The following is a 21,227-nucleotide window of genomic DNA, read 5'->3' as shown; positions in this document are numbered from 1 at the left end:
AAGTCGCCGGTTCCACAAGGGCCGGTCGCATAATGCAAAAAGCCCGGTGCTACAGCTCCGGGCTCAGTCCAGACTCACTATGGAGGCACTGTGAAAGCATTGCAAGGCGTTGAAGGTCATGTGGAGTGGGTTGAAGAGCCGAGTCCGACGTGCGACGTAGGACAAGTCCGAATTCGTGTGGCGGCTGCGGGGCTGAACCGGGCCGACCTGTTGCAAAGGGCCGGGCTCTATCCGCCACCACCCGGTGCCAGCAAGGTATTGGGCCTGGAGTGCTCCGGGGTTATCAGCGAGGTTGGCCCGGGTTCCGCGTGGCAGATCGGCGATCGGGTCTGCGCGCTGTTGGCTGGCGGCGGCATGGCCGAGGAAGTGGTGGTCGACGCGCGCCATGTGCTGCCGGTGCCTGAAGGCTTGTCCCTGGCGGAAGCGGCGGCCTTGCCCGAGGTCTACAGCACCGCCTGGCTGAATCTGTTTCAACTGGCGGCCCTCAAGCCGGGGGAAAAGGTCTTGCTGCATGCCGGTGCCAGCGGCGTCGGTTCGGCGGCGATCCAGCTGTGCAAGGCGTTCGGCAACCCGTGCTGGGTCAGCGTCGGTTCCGCCGACCGCCTGGCCTACTGCGAAGCGCTGGGCGCCCAGGGCGGCGTGGTGCGTACCGACGGCCTGGAAAGCCTGCGGGACTTCGGGCCGTTCGACGTGATCCTCGACCCGGTCGGCGCCAACTATGCGGCGCAGAACGTCAAGCTGTTGGCCGTGGATGGGCGCTGGGTGCTGATTGGGTTGATGGGCGGGCGCGAGGCCCAGTTGGACCTGGCGCAGATCCTCGGCAAGCGCATCCAGTTGCTGGGCTCGACCCTGCGCAGTCGCGACGAGCAGTTCAAGGCCGATCTGTTCCGCGATCTCAGCCAGCAGGTCTGGCCGCTGTTCGCCGAAGGGCGCCTGAGCCCGCAACTGGCCGTGACCTTCCCGATCAAGGACGCCGAGGCGGCCTTCGCCGAGCTGGCGACCAATCAGGTGTCGGGCAAGCTGGTGCTGGTGATCGACGAGACGTTGGTGTGATGGTTTAGAGCGCTCTCGCGAGCAAGCTCGCTCCTACAGGGATTCGCCTTATGTAGGAGCGAGCTTGCTCGCGATCAGGTTCATCAGGCGCAACCTATTTCCATTGATGAATCGGCCAGCCGGCCTGTTCCGCGTGCTCGCGCAGCACCGGGTCCGGGTTGACGACGTGCGGGTAGTCGACCTTCAGCAGCAACGGCAAATCGTTGCGCGAGTCGGAATAGAAGCTTGCGCCCTCGAGATTTTCTTCTTCGGCATCCAGCCACTCCAGCAGGCGGGTGACCTTGCCTTCGCGGTAGGTCAGGGTGCCCAGGGTATGGCCGCTATAGACGCCGTGCAGCACTTCAAGCTCGATGCCGAGGACTTCGTCGATACCCAGGCGTTCGGCAATGGGCTTGACCAGATGAGTACCCGAGGCCGAAATCACCAGGATCCGGTCGCCGGCCTTGCGGTGTTCGGCGATGGCCTTGCAGGCTTCGCTGAAAATGATCGGTTCGATCACGTCCTCGACCCAGGGGCCGACCAGATGTTCGACCTCTTCGGGCGTGCGGCCGGCTAGCGGTTCCAGGCTGAAGGCCATGAACTCTTCCATCTTCAGCTTGCCGTGGCTGTAGGCGTCCATCAGTTCGTTGTTGCGGCGCATGAACGACTCGCCGTCGACCCAGCCCAGTCGCGCCATCTGTTCGCTCCAGAGGGTGGCGCAGTCGCCGTGGATCAGGGTTTCGTCCAGATCAAAAATTGCCAGGGCCATTAGTACCGCTCTCTCTTAATCGTTGGCGTCAAAGTCATCAGGCTACCTCACAGAGGGCCGTGGGATCGATGGAAAGTGCCAGGCGCTGACCGTCGGGATGCAAGTCGTCGGGCGAACGGTTCAGCACATCCACCACCAGCTCCACACCGCGAGCCTCGACCCGGTAGCGGATCACGTTGCCCAGCAGGCTGTGGCTGCGGATCTGCGCGTCGGCTTCGCCGTCCTTGCGCAGCTCGATGGCTTCGGGGCGAATCGCGATGCGCCCGCTGACCGGCCGTTGCAGCAACTTGCTGGCGCTTTCGGCGTCCAGCAGGTTGTAGTTGCCGATGAAGCCGGCGGCGAACACATCCACCGGCGCGGTGTAGAGCGTCTCGGCGTCGCCGCTCTGGACGATCCGGCCCTGGTTCATCAGGAAGATGCGGTCGGACATGGTCAGCGCTTCTTCCTGGTCGTGGGTCACGAAAATTGTGGTCAGGCCCAATTCGCGCTGGATCTGCCGGATCTGCTCGCGCAGGTGCTTGCGGATCCGTGCGTCCAGCGCCGACAGCGGTTCGTCCAGCAGCAACAGCCGTGGACGGGTCACCAGCGAGCGGGCCAGGGCCACGCGCTGGCACTGGCCGCCGGACAGTTGATGGGGATAGCGGCTGGCAAAGTCGTGCAGTTCCACCAGGCGCAAGGCTTCGAGCACGCGCTTGCGGCTCTCGTCGGCATTGACCTTCTGCATGCGCAAACCGAACGCCACGTTCTGCTCCACGGTCATGTTGGGGAACAGCGCATAGCTCTGGAACACCATGCCGATCCCGCGCTTCTGCGGGCTCAGCGGCACGATGTCGTGGCCGTCGAGGAGGATCTGGCCGGCATCCACCGAGGTCAGGCCGGCGATGCAGCGCAGCAGGGTGGACTTGCCGCAGCCGGACGGGCCGAGCAGGGTGACGAATTCGCCTTTGTGGATTTCGCAGTTGATGTCGCTGAATACCGGGGTGCCGGCATGCCCCGAGGCGGCGTAGCTCTTCTGCAGGTGTTGGACGCTGACGTAGCTCATTGGCTCTTGTCCTTGTTCAGGATGTTGGCGGCCCAGGTCAGGACCAGCACGAAGAAGAAGTAGGAAATCACCAGGGCGCTGGTGAAATGGCCGCTGCTGTTGCGCATGTTGTTCAGGTAGACCTGCAGGGTCTCGTAGCGGGTACCGACCAGGATATTGGCGAACACGAACTCGCCGAACAGGAACGAAAACGACAGCAGCAGGGCGACCATCAGACCCTTGCGCAGGTTTGGCAGCACCACCAGGAACGCCGCCTGCCAGGTACTGGCGCCCAGCAATTGGGCGGCGTCCATCAGGTCGCGCAGGTTGATCGCCTGCAGGTTGTTGGTGATCGCCCGGTACATGAAGGGCAGGGCCACGGTGAAGTAGCAGCCGACCAGGATCCACGGCGTGCCAACCATGGCGAACGGGCCCGAGCCGTAGAGTTGCAACAGGCCCACCGAGGACACCACCGGCGGGACCGCGAACGGCAGCAGGATCAGGATGTTCATCAGCGCGTCGAGCCGCGGGAAGTGGTAATGCACCACGAACAGCAGTGGCAGGATCAGCACCACCGAGAGGATCAGCGCGCCGACGCAGACCAGAAGCGACTGGCCGAAGGCATTGAGGAAGCGCGGGTCGCTCCACAGCTGGATGTACCACTTGAAGGTAAAGCCGCTGGGCAGGATGGTCGCCGACCAGCTGCTGGCGATGGAGTAGACCAGGGTGCCGGCCAGGGGCAGCAACAGGATGGCGAACAGCAGGTAGACCACGATTCGGTGGTAGAGGGCGGCGGAGCCGGGTTCAGCGCGAGACATGGTAGCTCCTCTTCAGCAGCAACTGATGGACGATGGTCACCAGGGTCATCAGCGCCACCAGGACCACGGCCAGGGCGCTGGCCATGTTCGGGTCCAGCGAGATGTCGCCGGATACCATGGCGGCGATACGGATCGGCAGCACGTTGAAGTTGCCGGTGGTCAGCGCATAGACCGTGGCGTAGGCGCCCAGGGCGTTGGCCAGCAGGATCACGAAGGTGCCGAGCAACGCCGGGGTCAGCACCGGCAGGCCGATATGCCGCCAGAACTGCCAGCCGCTGGCGCCGAGCAGTGCGGCGGACTCGCGCCAGTCTTCGCGCAGGGCGTCGAAGGCGGGGTAGAGCAACAGCACGCCCAGGGGGATCTGGAAGTAGGTGTAGAGGATGATCAGGCCGGTCTTGGAGTACAGGTTGAAGTCCTGAATGATCCCCGCCTGCTTGAGCAGGATGGTGATGCTGCCGTTGAAGCCCAGCAGGATGATGAAGGCGAACGCCAGGGGGACGCCGGCGAAGTTGCTGGTCATGTTGGCGAAGGCGTTGACGAAGTTGCGCAGCTTCGAGTCGACCCGGCGCAGCGAGTAGCTGCCGAGAATCGCGATGACGATGCCGAACACGCTCGACCAGAAGCTGATTTCCAGGCTGTACTGGATGGCTTGCAGGTAGAACTTCGAGCTGAAGATCTTGGTGAAGTTGGCCAGGCCCCAACCGAACTCTTCCGATTGCAGGCTGTTGACCAGTACCCAGAACAGCGGGGCGATCTGGAACACGATAAAGAACAGGGCAAAGGGCAGCAGGCAGAGGATCGCCAGCCATTTGCCGCGGGTGAGTGCATTCACTTCAGCAACTCCCGGCATGCAGGTTTGTCGTGGGGCACGCCGAGCAACTCGCAGACCGTGCCACACAGTTCGGTCTGCTTCGGCGTGGCGGCGGCGCTGAAACTGAAGGCGTCGCCAAGGACGAACAGCGGCACTTGCCGTTCCTCGGCCAGCAAGCCGTTGTGCGAGCGATCGTTGTTCATGCCGTGGTCGGCGGTCACCAGCACCTGGTAGCCGGCGTCGAGCCAGCCTTGCAGGTAGTGGGCGAGGGCGATGTCGGCCGAGCGGGCACTGTTGCGGTATTGCGCGCTGTCGAGGCCGTGCTTGTGCCCGGCGTCGTCGATGTTCATCGGGTGCACCAGCAGAAAGTTCGGCGCGTGGCGCAGCCGCAGGTGTTCGGCGTCGGCGAACAGGTGGGAATCGGGGTAATGGTCGTCCCAGTAGAAATGCCCGTGTTGGATCGGCAGCGCAGGGTCGTCGGTGTGGCGGTCCCGGTCGGCCTCGAACGGCGAGCGGTTGTACAGCTCGCTGACCCAATGGTAGGCCGCGGCGGCGGTGCCGAGCCCGGCGGCGCGGGCGTAGTGGAAAATGCTGCGCTGGTTGGACAGGCGCGAGACGTTGTTGTGCACGATGCCGCTGTCGATCGGCGGCACCCCGGTGAGGATACATTCGTAGAGCGGTCGGGACAGGGCCGGCAGTTCGCATTCCAGTGTGTACAGCGCTGCGCGTCCTGCGCCGACGTAGGCTTGAAGATGTCCCATGGCATGGCGGGCGACCTCGTAGTTGAGGCCGTCGAGCACGACAAGGATGACGTTGTGGGGCATGGGGCGAGGACTCCGCAAGGCAATAAAACACCTGTAGGAGCGAGCTTGCTCGCGAAGCGTTGTGGCTGACAGAACGCGATCGCGAGCAAGCTGGCTCCTACAGGGGGCGGGGGTTTATTGCATGTTGATGATCACTTCTTCCTGCCACTTCTGCGGCAGGCCCTTGGAGGTTTTCTCCCAGGCGTCGGCGTCCTTGATCGGGGTGACTTTCTTGTATTGCTCGTTGGGCAGCAGGTTGGCCTGGACATCGGCCGGCAGGGTCAGGTGCTCGGCGCGGATCGGCCGGGCATTGCCGCGCGCCAGGTTGATCTGGCCGGCATCGCTGAAGATGTATTCGCGAGCCAGTTTGGCCGCGTTGGGATGCTTGGCGTATTTGTTGATGATGGTGGTGTAGCCGGAGATCACCGAGCCGTCCGACGGGATCAGCACGATGTAGTCGTCCTTGTTGACCATCTTGTTGCGGTAGCTCAGGCCGTTGAAGTCCCAGACCACGCCGACTTCCACTTCACCCTTTTCCATGGTGGCGATAGTCGGGTTGGCCAGCGACAGGCGACCCTGCTTGGCGATTTCGGCGAACATCAGCAGCGCGGGCTGGATGTTCTTTTCATCGCCACCCTTGGCGATGGCCGCGGCCAGCACGCCGTTGGCGGCCTGGGCGGCGGTGCTCACGTCGCCGATGGAAACCTTGTACTTGCCTTTCTCCAGGTCGGCCCAGCTTTTCGGCGCTTCGGAGCCGTGCAGCAGCTTCTTGTTGATGATGAAGGCGATGGTGCCGGTGTAGGCCAGGGCCCAGTTGCCGTCCTTGTCCTTGGCCCAGGCCGGGACCTGTTCCCAGGTGCTCGGCTTGTACGGCTGGACCACGCCCTGCTTGACCGCGATCGGGCCGAAGGCCGCTCCCACGTCGCCGATATCGGCGCTGGCGTTGTCTTTCTCGGCGGCGAACTTGGCGATCTCCTGGGCCGAGCTCATGTCGGTGTCGATGTGCTTGAGGCCGTAGTGCTTGGCCAGGTCTTCCCAGGTCCCTTTCCAGTTGGCCCAGTCGTCGGGCATGCCGACGCTGTTGACGGCGCCTTCGGCCTTGGCCGCGGCTTCGAGGGTCTTCAAGTCGGTATCAGCGGCCATGGCGGCAGTGCACAGGGCGATGGTCGAGCCTAACAGTGATGCTAGGAAAAGCTGTTTCATCCGAAGCTCCTTTGGGCGTGTTCAACGCTGCGTGTGTTTTACGTTATTGGTCTAGGTCAGCAATACCTGAGCCAATTTAAGCCGGCTGGATGACACTTTGATGTCGGTATCACTCCCGCAATGAGCTTTCGGGCGGCAGGCCAGGGCTGGCGAGATAAGCGTAGACCAAGGCTAAACAGCTGATATGAAAGGACTTGGCCAGCGAATTGCAGGCGTCTGGCGCGGCCGTTCGGCGGCTTTGTCATCTGTCAGTCATATGCATTGCCTAGGCTGGCGATGAAATATGAAGGCCCTTTTCAGGCGAGATTTGCCCTGAAATGGTGCTGGTCTAGTCCAGATAGGTAACGTTGATGCGCGAAGAGGCAGTCAAGGCGGTGACAGCCATTGGGCAGGTCCTGCAAGAACAGATCGACCACGGGCTGCTGGCGCCTGGCAGCAAGCTGCCGGCCGAGCGCAAGCTCAGCGAGTTGTTCGACACCACCCGGATCACCGTGCGCGAAGCCTTGTTGCAGTTGGAGGCCCAGGGGCAGATCTACCGCGAGGAGCGGCGCGGCTGGTTCGTCTCGCCGCCGCGCCTGGCCTATAACCTGATGCAGCGCAGCCATTTCCACGCGATGGTCAGCGCCCAGGGGCGGGTGCCGTCCACCGAGGTGCTTTCAGCGCGCCTGCAACCGGCTTCGGCGGCGGTCTGTGCCTGGTTGCAACTGCCGGCGTTGTCCAGCGTGATCCAGATCTGCCGGGCGCGGCGCATCGACGAGCGCCTGGTGCTGTATGTCGAGCATTACCTCAACCCGCAGTACTTTCCGGGGATCCTGCAATTCGATCTGAACCAGTCGATTACCGAGCTGTATGCGCGCCACTACGACCTGCATTACGGCCGGGTGCGCTTCGAGATCGTGCCGACCTCCCTGCCGATGGAGGCCGCGGCAGCGTTGAGGGTTTCGACGGGCAGCCCCGGGCTGCGGATCGCCCGGGTCAATTACGACCAGCACGAGCGGCTGATCGACTGCGATATCGAGTTCTGGCGCCACGACGCGATCCACGTCGGTGTCGACGTCATCTGACATCGCCTCTTCTGTAGGAGCGAGCTTGCTCGCGATAGGCCGCAGGCCGCCTTGCGGATTCACCACCGTAATCGCGAGCACGCTCGCTCCTACAGCGGCGGTGGGACGTCTTTTTCCGCGCCGCCGCCGGCGGTGATCACCTGCACGCTCATGCGCGGCGTGGCCAGGTCCATCCCGGCTTCGTCGAGATGACGCTTGAGGGACAGGTTGAAGGCCCGCGACACTTCCCATTGCTTGATTGGCGCGGTCTTGAAGCGGGCGCGCAGAATCGCGTTGCCGGACTCGAAGCTTTCCACCCCCTGGAACTCTAGCGGCGACCAGATATTGCGTCGTTGCAGCGGATCGCTGCGCATCTTCTGGCCGACATCGCGCATCAGCTTGATGGCGTCGTCGATGTCCATGTTGTACGGAATGGCCACCCGGAAGATCGCGTAGCCGAACTCCCGGGAGTAGTTCTTGATGCTCTTGATTTCGCTGAACGGAATGGTGTGCACGATGCCGTCGATGTCGCGCAGGCGCACGGTGCGGATAGTCAGGCCCTCGACGGTGCCCAGGTGGCCGCCGACGTCCACGTAGTCGTCGATGGCCAGGGAGTCTTCGATGATGATGAACAGGCCGGTGATCAGGTCCGCCACCAGCGACTGCGCGCCAAAACCGATGGCCAGGCCGATCACACCGGCACCGGCCAGCAGCGGCGTGACGTTCATGCCCATATTCGCCAGGGCGACGATCAGGCCAATGATGAAGATCGCCACGAACAGCACGTTACGGATCAGCGGCATCATGGTTTGCGCCCGGGCGTTGGCCAGGCCCTTGCGCGAGCGGGTCAGGGCGTGGTGCACCGCGGTGTCGCTGAGAATCCAGACCAGCCAGGCGAACAGCAGCGTGCCGCCGAGGCCGAACAGCTTGACGCTGATTTCATGGCCGTCGCCTTCGGTGAAGCGGATCAGCGACAGGCCCCAGACCCGCAGGCCGAGCTCGATGAACACCAGCCACACCAGCAGGTGGGCGAGGGTGTAGAAGAAGCTTTTCAGGCGCTCGGAATACAGGGCGTGGCGCTTGTGCCCGCGCTGCGGCTTGAGGGCGTGGCGGCGTACCAAGCCGTTGATCACCATGCACAACACCAGCAGCACGGTGCAGATCAGCGACTGGCGCAGGGCGGTGCTGGTGTCGCCGGCGGAGATGAAGGTGGCGAACAGCGAAATGCCGACCAGCACCAGCGCCGGCAGGTACCAGAAGGTGCCGATGATTTCGATGGTGTCGCTCAGGGCGCGGCGGGTCAGGCGTCGCGACAGCGGCTGGTTGCGGATCAGGTGGGCGATCGGCCGGCGAAAACGCAGGATGAACACCCCGGTGGACAAGGCCGCCATCACATTGGCGAAGGTGGCCGCGGTATGCGCCAGGTGGCTGCCGAGGCTGGCGATCAGCCGCGGGTCGCTCAAGGCTTCGCCGAAGGCGGCGAAACTGCCGATCAGCCACAGCGGGCGGAAGGCCTGGCGCCGCAGGATATACAGCGCGCGGTGGCGATTGGGACCATCCAGCACGGAAAAGGCAATCACGCAGATCGCCGAGAAACAGGTGCCGACCACCAGCGCATACGCCAGGACCATGGCCAGGTCCTTGCCCAGGGACGACGGCAGTTTGTAGGTCATGTACACGGTCATGATCAGCGCGATCAGCCAGGGCCCCAGTTTGCGCAGGGCAAAGCGCAGCAGGTCCCAGGTCTTGGGGTGTTGCGGCAATTCCTCGGTGAGGCCGAAACGCTCGCGCACGCGGTGGCTGAGCCAGATCAGCGCGGCGGCCAGCAGGCTCCAGACCATCAGGATCAGGGCGAAGGCGAAGATGATCGGCAGCCATTCGCTGGCTGGCAGCATCAGGGCCGACAGCTCGTCCTGGGCCTGGTCGAACTCGCTCGACCAGCGGGTGATCGGGCTGTCGGCGCCGGAGAACTGTTTTTCGAAGCTGGACAGGGTGCCGCCGATCAGGCCGAGCACGCCTTCTTCGGCAGGCGTCTGGGCTTTTTTCGAGGCGTCGCGGAGTTTTTTCAGGTCGTTCAGCAACTGGGTGCGTTGCTGGTCGTTTTCCAGGGACTTGATCACCTCGTCCAGCGATTGCCCCAAGGGTTGCTCGGCTTGTGGCTGGGCCTTGCCGGTATTGAGCAGCCCCGGCAAACCCACCGCCTGGGCCGATGACAGCGGCAGCAGTGTCAGAAGACAAAGAAACAGGCAATAGCGCAGAGCGGAAAGACGAGCGAACACTGGGCGGTCAACCTCGGAAAAAGCGGATCGACCGAGTGTACGAGGCAGCTAATGCCAATGCGAGCCTGGGCGACGCATTTATTCGGCGAGTTTGGCGAGGATTTTGTATACCACGGTACCGAGGATCAGCAGCATACCGATCCACATGCTGAATACACCGGCGTTCTTGTCGCGGAAGTTGAAGCCGATGGCCAGCAGGATCATCCCCGTGAGAATGGGAATGAGCATGGAGTGGAACGAAGACATCGAGATCATGGTGACAGCCTTGTCGGAGAGGATACGGAGCAGTTTAGGCGGCTTTGGCGCAGTTCGGGTTGATGCGTATCAGAAATGCTTCAGCGCCTGGGTGTTCTGTAGGAGCGAGCTTGTTCGCGATAGGCGCGACGCGAAGGTGCAGGACGACCACGTCATGCTTCATCGCGAGCAAGCTCGCTCCTACAAGGGGCATTACGGCAGGTCGCGACTGGCGTAGAACGCGCCCAGCACCTTCACCAGATGCGCCAGGTCGTGACTGCCACACAGTTCGCGGATCGAGTGCATGGCGAAGGTCGGCAGGCCGATATCCACGGTGCGTACGCCCAGGTGGCTGGCGGTGATCGGGCCAATGGTCGAGCCGCACCCCATGTCGCTGCGCACCACAAAGCTTTGCACCGGGACTTCCTCGGCCATGCACAGGTGGCGGAAGAAGCCGGCGGTTTCGCTGTTGGTGGCGTAGCGCTGGTTGCTGTTGACCTTGATCACCGGGCCGGCGTTGAGTTTCGGGCCATGGTTGGCATCGTGCTTGTCGGCGTAGTTGGGGTGCACACCGTGGGCGTTGTCGGCCGAAACCAGCAGCGACTTCTGGATCGTCCGCACGAACTCGTCGCCTTCGGGCAACAGGCGGCGCAGGGTCTGCTCGAGCATCGGGCCGTCGGCGCCGCAGGCCGAGCAGGAACCGACTTCTTCGTGGTCGTTGCACACCAGGACGCAGGTTTCCTCGGTGTCGGCGTTGAGCAAGGCTTGCAGGCCGGCGTAGCAGGACAGCAGGTTGTCCAGGCGCGCACCGGCGATGAAGTCGCCGTGCAGGCCGATGACCGCGGCGTTCTGGGTGTCGTAGAAGCTCAGCTCGTAATCGAGCACCACGTCGGCGTTCAGGCCGTGTTCGCGGGCCAGCTGGTCGGTCAGCACCGCGCGGAAGTCGACTCGCTCGTCGCCGGCGAACTGCGCGAGGATCGGCGGCAGTTCGGTCTGCGCATTGATGGCCCAGCCCTGGTTGGCTTCGCGGTTGAGGTGAATGGCCAGGTTGGGAATGATCGCGATAGGCGCCTTGAAGTCGATCAGCTGGCTTTCGACCTTGCCGTCGCGGCGGAAGGTGACGCGGCCGGCCAGCGACAGGTCGCGGTCGAACCAGGGCGCGAGCAAGGCTCCGCCGTAGACTTCCACGCCCAGTTGCCAGAAGCCCTGGCGTTGCAGCTCCGGCTGTGGCTTGACCCGCAGGCAGGGGCTGTCGGTGTGGGCGCCGACCATGCGGATACCGCCTTGCAGGGGCGAATGCCGGCCCAGCTTGAAGGCGACGATGGAGGAGTCATTACGGGTGACGTAGTAGCGGCCGTTGGCTTCGGTGGTCCACGGCTCGCGCTCGTCGAGACGCTGGTAGCCTGCCGCCTCCAGGCGTTGAACGAGGCTGGCGGTCGCATGGAAAGGGGTAGGGGAGGCCTTGAGGAAGTCGATCAGGCCCTGGTTCAACTCTTCGCGCATAAGTAACTCCAGACAGCAGTGGCGCGAGTTTACCGTATCGGCCACGGAATTGGCGGCGGCAAAGCGGCAGAAACCGGCAGGCCGGTTCCCGCGACGACCGGCATCAGAACGGCGCCGGGCACTCGAAGCGCAGGCGCTCGCCGCTCTGCGGATGAGTGAAGCTGAGCATGCTGGCGTGCAGGCACAGGCGCGGCCAGGCGGCCAGCGCTTGGGGATGGGCGTAGAGGCCGTCGCCCAGCAGCGGATGACCGATCGACAGCATGTGCACGCGCAGTTGGTGCGAACGCCCGGTGATCGGGGTCAGCTCGACGCGGCACCAGTCGCCGCAGCGCTCCAGCACGCGCCAGAAGGTCAGGGCGTGCTTGCCGAATTCGTGGTCCACCACGTGCCGCGGCTTGGTCGGCGGGTCGTAGCGCAGGGGCAGGTCGATGCTGCCGCTGTCCAGTTCCGGCTGGCCCCAGCACAACGCGGTGTAGGCCTTCTCGGTTTCCCGGTCGTGAAATTGGCGAGACAGCTCGCGGTGGGTGTCGGGGTCGCGGGCCAGCAGGATGATGCCGGAGGTTTCCCAGTCCAATCGATGGACGATCCGGGCTTCCGGGTAGCCGTTTTCCTGCAGGCGGGTAATCAGGCAATCCTTGTTGTCGTCGGCCCGGCCGGGCACGGAGAGCAGCAAGGTGGGTTTGTCCACCACCAGAACAGCAGCGTCCTGGTGAATGATGCGGATATTCGACAGCGGCATTAAAACAGCCTCGTAACAAACGCCAACGGCGGCTCGATCAACCCGGCCCCTGTAGGAGCGAGCTTGCTCGCGATGCGAACACCCGGTGTAGAGGGTGATGCGATCGCGAGCAAGCTCGCTCCTACAGACGAATCCGAGGGATCGAGCCGCCGTGGCTCCCGCTTGATCGATCAGCGATCAGGCAGGGTGATATTGAGTTCCAGGATCGAGCAACTGCCCTGGTTTTCCAGAGCGACGTGCACGTCGTCGGACCCGATATTGACGTACTTGCGGATGACCTCCACCAGTTCCTTCTGCAAGGCTGGCAGGTAGTCGGGGGTACTGCGTTGGCCGCGTTCATGCGCCACGATGATCTGTAGACGCTCTTTCGCTACCGACGCGGTGCTTACTTTTTTGTTGGCACGAAAGAAGTCAAAAAGATTCATTACCTACCTCCAAACAGGCGCTCGAAGAATCCCTTCTTCTCAACATCAAGGAACCGGTGTTCCACGGTTTTGCCCAACAGGCGATCGACAGCATCGCTGTACGCCTGGCCGGCATCGCTCTGGTCATCGAGGATCACCGGAACGCCTTGGTTGGAAGCCTTGAGTACTGCCTGGGATTCTGGAATCACGCCCAGCAGCGTTACGGCAAGAATCTCTTTGACGTCTTCGACGCCAAGCATTTCGCCGTTGCTGACGCGCGAAGGGTTGTAGCGGGTCAGCAGCAGGTGTTCCTTGATTGGGTCTTCGCCGTTCTCGGCGCGCTTGGACTTGCTGGCCAGCAGGCCGAGCATGCGGTCGGAGTCACGGACCGAGGACACTTCCGGGTTGGTCACGACAATCGCTTCGTCGGCGAAGTACATCGCCAGGTGCGCGCCTTTCTCGATACCGGCCGGGGAGTCGCAGACCACGAATTCGAAGGTCTCCTTGAGCTCCATCAGCACTTTTTCCACGCCTTCCTGGGTCAGCGCGTCTTTGTCGCGGGTCTGACTGGCGGCCAGGACGTAGAGGTTTTCCAGGCGCTTGTCCTTGATCAGGGCTTGCTGCAGGTTGGCTTCGCCGTTGACCACATTGACGAAGTCGTACACCACGCGGCGTTCGCAACCCATGATCAGGTCGAGGTTACGCAAGCCGACGTCGAAGTCGACGATGACTGTTTTATGGCCGCGCAGAGCGAGGCCGGTACCGATAGCGGCGCTGGTGGTGGTCTTACCCACACCACCCTTGCCGGATGTAACCACGAGAATCTTGGCCAAGGTGTTTCACCCCTAAGGAAAAAGGACTTGGAGCCCCTGAAAAACATCTCTTGAAAACTACTGCAGTCGGACAGCCTTGGCTGGAGGTCGGCCAGCATTGCTGATGACCTGCTCCTACTTCGTTTGAGCCGTTTTCGCTACGTTTTAGAGATGCTTGGAAAATGCGGCAGTATCCGTTAAAGACGTGTGATGTTCAACACATCACCCGACAGGCTGACCTGGACTCCGGCACCCCACAACGGATCGCGCCGCAGGTCCTCGGAAACCTTGTATTGGCCGGCGATGGACAGCAGTTCAGCGCTCAGTTGCTGGCAGAAAATCCGTGCCTTGGTATCACCCTTGACCCCGGCCAGCGCCCGGCCGCGCATCGGGCCGTATACATGGATGTTGCCATCGGCGAGAAGTTCCGCGCCCGGGCTGACCGAGGAGGTCACTACCAGATCGCCACCCTGGGCATAGATCTGCTGCCCGCCACGTACTGGCGAAGTGATAATCCGGGTCGGCTTGATCGTCGGCTCAGGCGGCTTTTCCGGTTTTTTCCGGGCTTCGTTTTCCTGTGGTTCGAGCGGCCGTTCGCGGGCGCCGGAGGGCGGCAGCACCGGCAGATCGACGGCGATGGCGGCGGCGATGTCTTCGATGCGGCTGGCGCGGATCGCCAGGGTACGCAGACCATGGTGACGACAGACGCGCATCAGGCCCGGCAGGTCGACCGCGCCTTCGCTGGCCGGGAGTTTGTCCAGCGCCAGCACCAGAGGGGCGTTGCTGAAGAAATTCGGGGCTTGCGCGACCTTCGCCGCCAACTGGCGATCAAGGCCTTCGAGGTCGTTACGGGCCAGTTCCAGCACGGTGATGGCCAGCATGCTGCCCTTCAACTGGAACACAGGATCCAGGTCTTGCGATTCGGTTTGGCTCATGGTCGGCATAAAGCGGCTTGTCACTAAAAGTGCCGAGACTTATAACGAGAACGCCCGCGGGCCGCAAGCCGGGGCGAACCGATGTAGAATGCGCGACCCTGTTGTCTGTCCGGAATCTGTAATGGATCGCCCGCGTTTTCGAGCTGCATTTCTTTCTCCCCGTTTCTGGCCGCTGTGGCTGGGCCTGGGCCTGTTATGGCTGGTGGTCCAGCTGCCTTATCCGCTGCTGCTGTGGATCGGCCGTGCCCTGGGCGCGCTGATGTACCGAGTGGCCGGCGAGCGGCGGCGGATTGCCAAACGCAACCTGGAGCTGTGTTTCCCCGAGAAGTCCGCGGCCGAGCGCAAGCGCCTGCTCAAGGAAAACTTCGCTTCCACCGGCATTGCCTTTTTCGAAATGGCCATGAGCTGGTGGTGGTCCAAACCGCGCCTGGCGCGCCTGGCCCATGTCGAAGGCCTGGAGCATCTCAAGCAGGCGCAGCTGGACGGCAAGGGCGTGATCCTCATGGCCCTGCACTTCACTACCCTGGAAATCGGTGCGGCATTGCTGGGCCAGCAGCACACCATCGACGGCATGTACCGCGAGCACAAGAACCCGTTGTTCGATTTCATCCAGCGCCGCGGACGCGAGCGGCATAATCTGGATTCCCTGGCGGTGGAGCGCGAGGATGTGCGCGGCATGCTCAAGCTGCTGCGCGCCGGACGCGCCATCTGGTACGCACCGGACCAGGACTACGGCGCCAAGCAAAGCGTGTTCGTGCCGTTGTTTGGCATCCAGGCGGCGACGGTCACCGCCACCAGCAAGTTCGCCCGGCTGGGCAAGGCCCTGGTGGTACCGTTCACCCAGGAGCGGCTGGCCGACGGCAGCGGTTATCGCCTGGTGATTCACCCGCCGCTGAGCGACTTCCCGGGCGAGACCGAAGAGGCCGATTGCCTGCGCATCAACCAGTGGATCGAAGGCGTGCTGCGCGAATGCCCGGAGCAGTACCTGTGGGCGCACCGGCGCTTCAAGAGCCGGCCGCCGGGCGAGCCGAAGCTGTACAAGAAGCGCGGTTGACGTTACTGCGCCAGATTCAAACCCTTTAAACAGCGCCATGGAGTGTTGCGATGAGCCCAGCGGAACCGGTCACAGGATTGATTCTTTCCGGCGGCGGGGCTCGTGCGGCATACCAGGTGGGCGTGCTGGCGGCGATTGCCGAGCTGTTGCCGGCGGGTGCGAGCAATCCGTTCCCCGTGATAGTCGGGACCTCGGCCGGGGCGATCAATGCGGTCAGCCTGGCCAGCGGCGCGTTGGATTTCACCGCCGCCATCGAGCGCCTCACCGCATTCTGGCAGGGCTTTCGCAGCCATCAGGTGATCCGCAGCGATTGGCCCGGAGTGATCCGCCAGGCCAGTCGGTTCGTCGGCCACAGCCTGTTGGGCCTGGGCGCGCAGGTGCCGGTGGCGCTGCTCAACAGCTCACCGCTGCGGCATTTGTTGAACGAAAAACTGCAGCTGTCCGGTATTCGCCAGTCGATTGCCCAGAAGCACCTGAAAGCGGTGGCGGTCACGGCCTTCGGTTATGAGTCGGGCCAGGCGGTGACCTTCTATCAGGGCGGCGGCACCATCGATGCCTGGCTGCGCCATCGGCGTATCGGCCTGCCGACCGAACTCACGGTCGAACACTTGCTGGCCAGCTCGGCGATTCCGTTGTTGTTCGCTCCGGTGAAAATCGACCAGCAGTTTTTCGGCGACGGCGCGGTACGGCAGTCGGCGCCCATCAGCCCTGCCTTGCACCTGGGGGCCAGCCGGGTGCTGGTGGTCGGGGTCAGCGGCAACCCCCGGGGCGTCGATCCCCAGGCGCCGCTGCAACGCACCTACACCGGGCAGCAGCCGACGCTGGCGCAGATCGGCGGGCACATGCTCAACAGTACTTTCATCGACAGCCTGGAGAGCGACATCGAGCTCTTGCAGCGCCTGAACCAGTTCAGCCACCTGCTGCCGCCGGACACGCCGGTGCGGACCCTGGGCGTGGCCCCGGTGGAGGTGTTGGTGATCGCGCCCAGCCAGCCGATCGATGAAATCGCTGCTCGCCATCGGCATGAGTTGCCGGCGGCATTGCGCCTGTTTCTGCGCGGGCCGGGGGCGACCAAGACCAGCGGCGCCGGGGTCCTGAGTTACCTGTTGTTCGAGGCGGGGTATTGCAGCGAATTGATCGAGTTGGGGCGCAGCGATGCCTTGGCCAAGCGCGACGAGTTGTGTCGGTTCCTGGGGCTGACGGCTGCGAGCGTCTGAAAGAGCATCGCGAGCAAGCTTGCTCCTACAGGGAATGCAGCATCCGTGTAGGAGCGAGCTTGCTCGCGATAGGGTTTCTGAAGAGAAAGACTCAGGCTGTCAGCTTGTCATCGCGAAAATCCCGCAGCGCCTGTTCGATCTCGTCCCGCGTGTTCATCACGAATGGCCCGTATTGCACGATCGGCTCGCCCAGCGGCTTGCCGGCGATCAACAACACGCGGGCCCCGGCCGCGCTGCTCAGCTGGATCTCGCCCTGGTCGGAGAGGCGCACCAGCTTGCTGCTGGCGACCGGCTGCGGATGCCCGGGCAGGTCGACCTGGCCTTCATAGACATACAGCAGCGCCCGGTGCCCCTCGGGCAGGCGCGGGCTGATGCTGCTGCCCGCCGGCAGGCGCAGGTCGAAATAGTGGGGCTCGGTGTGCGGCCGCTCGACAGCGCCCATTTGCTGCTGTTGGCCGTCGTCGAAGCGGCCGGCGATCACCACCACGTCCACGCCATTGGCGGTGGTCAGGCGCGGGATGTCCTGCGGTTGGATGTCCCGGTAGCCGGCCTTGTCGAGCTTGTGCTTGCCCGGCAGGTTCAACCAGAGCTGGAAGCCGCGCATCACGCCTTCTTCCTGCTCCGGCATTTCGCTGTGGATGATGCCCTTGGCGGCGGTCATCCACTGCACGCCCCCGCCTTCCAGCAGGCCGACGTTGCCCAGATGGTCTTCATGGCGCATACGCCCTTCGAGCATGTAGGTGACGGTTTCGAAACCGCGATGGGGGTGGGGCGGGAAGCCGGCGATGTAGTCGTGGGGGTTTTCCGAGCCGAATTCGTCGAGCATCAGGAACGGGTCGAAACGCTCGACGCCCTGGCCACCGAAGACCCGGGTCAGTCTGACGCCGGCGCCGTCCGAGGCGGGCTGGCCGGTATGGACGCTGAGTACTTTGCGAAACTGAGTCATCGAGGCAACTCCTGATCAGGTTGGAATGAGCGCCATGCTATGCCAGTCAGGTTGATCGATGGTTGCGAATATCGAGGGGTTGTTATCGGTTTATTCGATGAAAGCCGTTCCCGTGGCCAGCACGGGAACGGCTTTCAACGCATCAGAAATGGTACTTGAGCAGCAGGCTGGCGGTGTTCTGGTCGGTGTCGAAGTATGGGGTGTCCTTGACCCCGTACTTGTTCTTCCAATAGTCGTATTCGATACCGACATACAACTGCTTGGCGCCCAGGTTCAATGCCTTGCCCAGGTCGTACTTGATCTGCGGGTTGATGTGCAGGTTGGCGTGGTATTCGCCCTTGGCGTTCTTGTCGTTGTCCACCACCCAGTCGATGAAACCGTCGATCAGGATGTCCGACTTGCCCACGGGAATGGTGTAGGCCCAGACCGGGGTGATCTGCCAGACGTTGTCGCCGGCGCGGCTGCCTTCGGTCTGACGGTTGTAGAAGTTCAACTGGAAGTAGTCGAAACCGGGGATCGCCAGGTCGAAACCCGGGCCGATCAGGTAGGACTCGTTATCGCCTTCGCCGAACTCGTAAGTCATGGCCAGCAATACATCCTTGATCGGGCCGAACTCCAACTTCTGATCGAAGATCTTGCCGAAGGAAAGACGCGGGCTGATTTCGCCGTAGTAAGTGTCGGGGCCGATATTGCCGTCTTTTTTACCGTTGTAGAAGATGCGGTCGACAAACACGAAGTTGTCGCCGTACTTCCAGGCATCGGCATGTTCGAAAGTAACGGTTTGTTGAATCTCCGGATTGATCGCGAAGTCTTTGCCGTATAGGTAGGTCAGGCTGTTGTTCTGCCATAGCAGCAGGTCGCCGGCGGTGGCCTGGGCCCCAGCCAGCAAGGTCGCGGCAAGCATCAGGCCTTTACAGATGCGGTTCATTCGGTTGCTCCCAAAAGTAAGTGGTTCTACGTTTTTTAAACATCGGCGCTCTGGTGTGGCGCCTTTTTTGGCTGCTGGAAAAGTTATCCATTCGGTCAGCTTCTTTGCTGTTGGCAAGATCTGAGCCAAGGCGAAAAAAAGCGAAAAGACTCCCGCTCGGCTGTACGGGACAGTCGAGGGAGAGTCGATTTCTGCGTCATTTCGCTGCGCCGTGATACTGCCCAGGGCCGGGATAAGTTGGCTCTCAGGTCAGTTTTTTCATCCGGGCTTTTTTTTTCGCCGGATGCGGGCGGCCGCGGAGAATACTGACTCCCGCGACCTTGCTCAAGTGCTCTGCAATAGCGCACTTGCGACAACTGTGGGGCACGCTGGCCGGCCATCCTAGAAATGCACCTTCACCAGCAGGCTGGCGGTGTTCTGGTTGGTGTCCAGGCTCGCGCTGTGGGGGACGCCGTACTTGTCTTTCCAGTAGCTGTATTCGAGGCCGACGTACAGTTGCTTCTCGCCCAGCTTCAGCGCTTTGCCCAGGTCGTATTTGATCTGTGGGTTGAGGTGCAGGTTGGCGTGGTAGGTGCCGCGCTCGTTGCGATCGTTGTCCACGACCCAGTCCAGGTAACCGTCGATCAACAGGTTCGAGCGCCCGAGCGGGATGCTGTAGGACCAGCTCGGGGTAACCTGCCAGACGCCGTCGCCGGGGCGCGGGCCTTCGGTCTGGCGGCGGTAGAGGTTCAGGGTGAAGTAGTTGAAGCCGGGAACGGCGAGGTCGAAGCCGGGGCCGATCAGGTAGGTCTCGCTGTCGCCTTCGCCGTATTCGTAGGTCATGGCCAGCAGCACATCCTTGACCGGGCCGAAGGCCAGCGAGCGATCGAAGATCTTGCCGAACGACAGCCTGGGGCTGAACTCGCCGTAGAAGGCGTGGGGGCCTTTGTTACGGTCTTCCTTGCCGTTGTAGAAGATCTTGTCGATGAACAGGAAGGTGTCGCCGTATTTCCATTTATCGGCGTGCTCGAACGTCACCGTCTGCTGGATCGACGGGTTGATGGCAAAGTTCTTGCCGTATAGATACGTCAGGCTGTTGGTCTGCCACAGCAGCAGGTCGCCGGCCATGGCCTGGGTCGTTGCCAGCAGTCCGCCGCCGAGCAGCAGGCGTGGGTGTACATGTCTCATCGTGTTGCTCCCTGTTTGTTTTTATTTTCAAGGCGCAGGCAGCCGCCGACCGCGGCCCGGGGTGTGTCGGGCCTGTCTGTCGTACGGGTAGTTCGGGTGTCGACGGTCAAGCAGGGGCGACCGCCAGGCCGCCCCGTTCGGGCCTCAGTGCGGGTGGGCGGGGCAGGCGTTGGCGGCGGCCCGCTCGGTGCCGCCGAGGATGTTGAACAGCAGGTTCAGGGCCAGTGCGCTGAGGGTCGCCATGGCGATGCCGCTATGGGTGATCGGGCTCATCCACAGTGGCAGGTGGGCGAAGAACTCCGGACGAACCACGGGAATCAGGCCCATGCCGATGCTCACCGCCACCAGCAGTTGATTGCGTCGGTCGGCGATGTCGGCTTCCTGGAGGATCTTGATCCCGGTCGCGGCCACCATGCCGAACATGGCGATGGCCGCGCCGCCCAGCACCGCGGGAGGAATCGAGGCCACCAGGAAGGCCGCCTTGGGCAGCAGGCTGAGGATGATCAGCAGGCCGCCGGCGACCAGGGTCACCGAGCGGCAACGCACACCGGTCATCTGCACCAGGCCGATGTTCTGGGCGAACGAGGAGTGGGTGAAGGTGTTGAGGAAACCGGCGAAGAACGAGGCGCCGGCATCGCACAGCAGGCCGCGGCGGAGCATGCGCGGGGTGACTTCCTGGCCAGTGATTTTCCCCAGCGCGAGGAACATGCCGGTGGATTCGACGAAGATGATCACCACCACCAGGCACATGGAAAGGATCGGCGCCAGATGAAACTGCGGCATGCCGAAGTGCAGCGGGGTGACGACTTGCAACCAGGGCGCCTGGGCCATGCCGCTGAGGTCGACCATGCCGATCAGGCCGCAGAGCACGTAGCCCAGGCCCATGCCGATCAGTACGGAAATGTTCACCCAGAAACCGCGCATGAAACGGTGCACCAGCAGGATGGTGCCCAGTACCAGCGCGGCGATGGCCAGGTAGATGGGGGAGCCGAATTCGGCATTGTGGCTGCCGCCGCCGGCCCAGTTGACCGCGACCGGGAACAGCGACAGGCCGATGGAGGTGATGACGGTGCCGGTGACCAGCGGCGGGAAGAAACGCACCACCTTGGACATGAAGGGCGCGATCAGCATGCCGAAGAAACCGGCGGCGATGGTCGCGCCGAAAATGCCTTGCAGGCCGATGCCAGGCATGCCGGCCATGGCCACCATGCTGCCCACCGCGGCAAAGCTGGCGCCCATCATGACTGGCATGCGGATACCCATGGGGCCGATACCGAGGGACTGCACAATGGTGGCAATGCCGGCGACCAGCAGGTCGGCATTGATCAGGAAGGCGATTTCTTCACGACTCAGACCCGCGGCCTGTCCAATGATCAGCGGCACCGCGATGGCGCCTCCGTACATCAGCAGGACATGCTGCAAACCGACCAGGATCAGTTGCAAAAGGGGCAGTCGCTGGATGGCGGGTGCGTCGGGGATGCGCGGTTCGGTTAACACGGACATGCAACA

At 62.9% G+C, this 21,227-nt stretch carries 21 protein-coding genes; 4 read left to right on the top strand and 17 right to left on the bottom strand.

The genetic code is table 11. The features are described 5' to 3' along the window. Positions 1-90: 90 nt before the first annotated feature. Positions 91-1,053 carry a zinc-binding dehydrogenase gene (locus BTN82_RS21380; RefSeq protein WP_075121088.1) on the top strand — a complete coding sequence of 321 codons (963 nt, stop codon included), beginning with the start codon at positions 91-93 and terminating at the stop codon, positions 1,051-1,053. A 94-nt stretch (positions 1,054-1,147) separates the two neighbouring features. Here BTN82_RS21380 and BTN82_RS21375 read toward each other — a convergent pair whose 3' ends face one another. The 6 genes from BTN82_RS21375 to BTN82_RS21350 form a co-directional block, all read right to left on the bottom strand. Continuing rightward, positions 1,148-1,801: an HAD family hydrolase gene (locus BTN82_RS21375; RefSeq protein ID WP_075121087.1), complete on the bottom strand. Its 654-nt coding sequence runs from the start codon at positions 1,799-1,801 to the stop codon at positions 1,148-1,150. A gap of 37 nt (positions 1,802-1,838) precedes the next feature. Beyond that, positions 1,839-2,843 (bottom strand): ABC transporter ATP-binding protein, encoded by a 1,005-nt coding sequence (locus BTN82_RS21370; RefSeq protein WP_075121086.1) that lies wholly within the window; start codon positions 2,841-2,843, stop codon positions 1,839-1,841. After that, the gene (locus tag BTN82_RS21365; protein WP_075121085.1) at positions 2,840-3,640 is read right to left on the bottom strand and encodes an ABC transporter permease; all 801 of its coding nucleotides are present in this window, start codon (positions 3,638-3,640) and stop codon (positions 2,840-2,842) included. The genes BTN82_RS21370 and BTN82_RS21365 overlap by 4 nt, the downstream gene beginning before the upstream one ends. Beyond that, entirely contained in the window at positions 3,627-4,490 is an 864-nt protein-coding gene (locus tag BTN82_RS21360) for an ABC transporter permease (RefSeq protein ID WP_186828427.1), read from the bottom strand. Before BTN82_RS21360 ends, BTN82_RS21365 begins: the two co-directional genes overlap by 14 nt. Next, positions 4,469-5,275, bottom strand: a complete 807-nt coding sequence (locus BTN82_RS21355) for an alkaline phosphatase family protein (RefSeq protein WP_075121083.1) — start codon at positions 5,273-5,275, stop codon at positions 4,469-4,471. Before BTN82_RS21355 ends, BTN82_RS21360 begins: the two co-directional genes overlap by 22 nt. A gap of 114 nt (positions 5,276-5,389) precedes the next feature. Beyond that, positions 5,390-6,457, bottom strand: a complete 1,068-nt coding sequence (locus BTN82_RS21350; RefSeq protein WP_075121082.1) for an ABC transporter substrate-binding protein — start codon at positions 6,455-6,457, stop codon at positions 5,390-5,392. A 350-nt stretch (positions 6,458-6,807) separates the two neighbouring features. Between BTN82_RS21350 and phnR the strand changes: the two genes are divergently transcribed. Beyond that, on the top strand, positions 6,808-7,521 hold the full coding sequence (phnR, locus tag BTN82_RS21345) for a phosphonate utilization transcriptional regulator PhnR (protein WP_075121081.1): 714 nt from the start codon (positions 6,808-6,810) through the stop codon (positions 7,519-7,521). Between the two features lie 89 nt (positions 7,522-7,610). Here phnR and BTN82_RS21340 read toward each other — a convergent pair whose 3' ends face one another. The 7 genes from BTN82_RS21340 to minC all read right to left on the bottom strand — a co-directional run bounded on the left by BTN82_RS21340 (position 7,611) and on the right by minC (position 14,406). Continuing rightward, positions 7,611-9,779, bottom strand: coding sequence for a mechanosensitive ion channel family protein (locus tag BTN82_RS21340; protein WP_075121080.1), 2,169 nt, complete (start codon positions 9,777-9,779; stop codon positions 7,611-7,613). Positions 9,780-9,857: 78 nt separating this feature from the next. Next, positions 9,858-10,034 (bottom strand): hypothetical protein, encoded by a 177-nt coding sequence (locus BTN82_RS31405; protein WP_175540165.1) that lies wholly within the window; start codon positions 10,032-10,034, stop codon positions 9,858-9,860. A gap of 192 nt (positions 10,035-10,226) precedes the next feature. Further along, the gene (locus tag BTN82_RS21330) at positions 10,227-11,516 is read right to left on the bottom strand and encodes a M18 family aminopeptidase (protein ID WP_075121078.1); all 1,290 of its coding nucleotides are present in this window, start codon (positions 11,514-11,516) and stop codon (positions 10,227-10,229) included. A 103-nt stretch (positions 11,517-11,619) separates the two neighbouring features. After that, entirely contained in the window at positions 11,620-12,255 is a 636-nt protein-coding gene (locus BTN82_RS21325; protein WP_007940846.1) for an RluA family pseudouridine synthase, read from the bottom strand. Between the two features lie 170 nt (positions 12,256-12,425). Further along, positions 12,426-12,680, bottom strand: a complete 255-nt coding sequence (gene minE / locus BTN82_RS21320; protein WP_019693048.1) for a cell division topological specificity factor MinE — start codon at positions 12,678-12,680, stop codon at positions 12,426-12,428. After that, a complete protein-coding gene (gene minD / locus BTN82_RS21315; RefSeq protein WP_007928664.1) occupies positions 12,680-13,492 on the bottom strand; it encodes a septum site-determining protein MinD in 813 nt (270 codons plus the stop codon). Before minD ends, minE begins: the two co-directional genes overlap by 1 nt. A 176-nt stretch (positions 13,493-13,668) precedes the next feature. After that, entirely contained in the window at positions 13,669-14,406 is a 738-nt protein-coding gene (gene minC, locus BTN82_RS21310) for a septum site-determining protein MinC (RefSeq protein ID WP_075121372.1), read from the bottom strand. Between the two features lie 121 nt (positions 14,407-14,527). Between minC and BTN82_RS21305 the strand changes: the two genes are divergently transcribed. Further along, entirely contained in the window at positions 14,528-15,460 is a 933-nt protein-coding gene (locus tag BTN82_RS21305; RefSeq protein WP_075121077.1) for a lipid A biosynthesis lauroyl acyltransferase, read from the top strand. 50 nt (positions 15,461-15,510) lie between these two features. Next, positions 15,511-16,677 carry a patatin-like phospholipase family protein gene (locus tag BTN82_RS21300; RefSeq protein ID WP_075121076.1) on the top strand — a complete coding sequence of 389 codons (1,167 nt, stop codon included), beginning with the start codon at positions 15,511-15,513 and terminating at the stop codon, positions 16,675-16,677. 91 nt (positions 16,678-16,768) lie between these two features. Here the strand turns inward: BTN82_RS21300 and BTN82_RS21295 are convergent, their stop codons facing one another. From BTN82_RS21295 to BTN82_RS21280, 4 genes are all read right to left on the bottom strand, one after another. Then, positions 16,769-17,623, bottom strand: coding sequence for a pirin family protein (locus BTN82_RS21295; protein WP_075121075.1), 855 nt, complete (start codon positions 17,621-17,623; stop codon positions 16,769-16,771). A gap of 142 nt (positions 17,624-17,765) precedes the next feature. Then, a complete protein-coding gene (locus BTN82_RS21290) occupies positions 17,766-18,551 on the bottom strand; it encodes an outer membrane protein OmpK (protein WP_075121074.1) in 786 nt (261 codons plus the stop codon). 381 nt (positions 18,552-18,932) lie between these two features. After that, positions 18,933-19,718 carry an outer membrane protein OmpK gene (locus BTN82_RS21285; protein ID WP_075121073.1) on the bottom strand — a complete coding sequence of 262 codons (786 nt, stop codon included), beginning with the start codon at positions 19,716-19,718 and terminating at the stop codon, positions 18,933-18,935. Between the two features lie 144 nt (positions 19,719-19,862). Beyond that, positions 19,863-21,221, bottom strand: coding sequence for a nucleobase:cation symporter-2 family protein (locus BTN82_RS21280; RefSeq protein ID WP_075121072.1), 1,359 nt, complete (start codon positions 21,219-21,221; stop codon positions 19,863-19,865). Positions 21,222-21,227: the final 6 nt, after the last annotated feature.

It is taken from the genome of Pseudomonas chlororaphis (assembly GCF_001921865.1).
GTDB lineage: Bacteria > Pseudomonadota > Gammaproteobacteria > Pseudomonadales > Pseudomonadaceae > Aquipseudomonas > Aquipseudomonas chlororaphis_D.
Note: the sequence above shows the minus strand (reverse complement) of the source record. Positions and strands in the feature narration are given on the sequence as shown.